Here is a 1,457-nt window from a genome sequence, read left to right on the forward strand (position 1 = left end):
TATGTCGGCGTGGCGTCGATGGCCCATCAGGGCCGTCCCGGCTTCACCCGCGTCCGTACGCCCTACGTCGCCGACGACGACGCGGCCCGGATCGCCGCCGACACAGCACACCTGACACGGGACCCTGCCGACCTCCTGAAGGAAGCCTCCGGCCGGCACCTTGGGCGGCCCGCTCTGCTCACCAAGGAAGACGTGGCCGACGCGACGGAAGCGGCCTGACCACACCCCGCCCGGCCCTCGCATGAAAGGAGGTGAACCCCGTGAACGAAGACCGGTTCACCCAACGCACCATCACCGCCGTCATGGTCGTCATCGCTGCCCTGGCGTTCGTGTTCTCCTTCGGCAACGTGCGCTCCCTCGCCCTGCGCCTGGGCGTACCCGACTTCATCGCCCCGCTCATCGCCCCCATGGTTGACCTGTCCGTGGTCGGCCTCCTGGTGGCCCTGCGGTACCTCTCCCTGCGCGGTGTCGCTACGAGCAAGCTCAAGGGCGCAACCCGGCTCATGCATCTGTCCGGCCTGCTGACCCTCGCCCTCAACATCGCCGAACCCGTGATCGCCGGTCACTACGGACGCGCCGCCGTGGACGCGGTCGCCCCCCTGCTCCTCCTCGGCTGGGGAGCCGTCGGCCCCCAACTCCTCGGTCACTTCCAAGAGTTGCAGGCGGAAGATCGGCCAATCGCAACCGCCGACGCCGACTCAACCCCGGCTGCTGCCCCCGCACCCGCACCCGCCCCCGCTCCGGCTCCGGCTCCGGCTCCGGCTCCGGCTCCGGCTACGGCTCCGGCTACGGCTCCGGCTCCGGCTCCGGCTCCGGCTCCGGCTCCGGCTCCGGTGGAGGCTCCCTCCCTCGCCGCTCCGGCACCAACGGCCGCCCCTGCCCACCGGCACCACAACCCGACCGTTCCCGCCGTGCGGCCGACGGCTCCCACTGACGCGCTGCCCGTCGCGCTGGTGGACGCGGCCCGCTCCATCGCCGCCGCGCACCTGGCCGAACACGGTCAGCCCATCACCCCCGCGCAATTGCGGGCCCGGCTCGGCGTCGCCCTGCCGCTGGCCACTGCCGCACACGCTCAGCTCACCACCTGAGCCGTCGCCGACTCCCCGGCGCCCTCTTCCCCCTGCCCGTCCGGGCTCGCCCCGTCATGCCCTCGGCCGCCCCCCTGCGGCCCTGCCCGAAGGAAGGAACGCCCCGATGGAACACCCCTTGAACCTGCGCCACGTGGCGAGCCTGGCCCTGCGGGACCTGATCGAACTGGCCCACCTGCCCGACTTCGAACGCGTCCAGGACCAGATCCGGCAAGTCCGGGGCTGCACCCGCCCCGTGAACCTCGTCGGCACCACAGCCACGCTCGACGCCACCGCAGGAACGATCCTGCGCTCTTACAGCACCACCGACGAACCGACCGGCCGCCTGCTCACCGCCTGCGGCAACCGGCGCTCCTCCCGCTGCCCGTC

2 protein-coding genes and 1 pseudogene are annotated in these 1,457 nt (G+C 72.5%); all 3 read left to right on the forward strand.

What is annotated here, in order from left to right:
- Nucleotides 1–219 (forward strand): annotated as a pseudogene (locus AB0I22_RS39705) (cell division protein FtsK); the annotation flags it as partial.
- A 41-nt stretch (nucleotides 220–260) separates the two neighbouring features.
- Nucleotides 261–1,088, forward strand: coding sequence for a DUF2637 domain-containing protein (locus AB0I22_RS39710; RefSeq protein WP_363135905.1), 828 nt, complete (start codon nucleotides 261–263; stop codon nucleotides 1,086–1,088).
- Nucleotides 1,089–1,194: 106 nt separating this feature from the next.
- On the forward strand, nucleotides 1,195–1,457 hold a 263-nt coding region (locus AB0I22_RS39715), incomplete at its 3' end, for a replication initiator (RefSeq protein WP_363135906.1).

The sequence above is a fragment of the Streptomyces sp. NPDC050610 genome, from assembly GCF_040654875.1.
Lineage (GTDB): Bacteria > Actinomycetota > Actinomycetes > Streptomycetales > Streptomycetaceae > Streptomyces.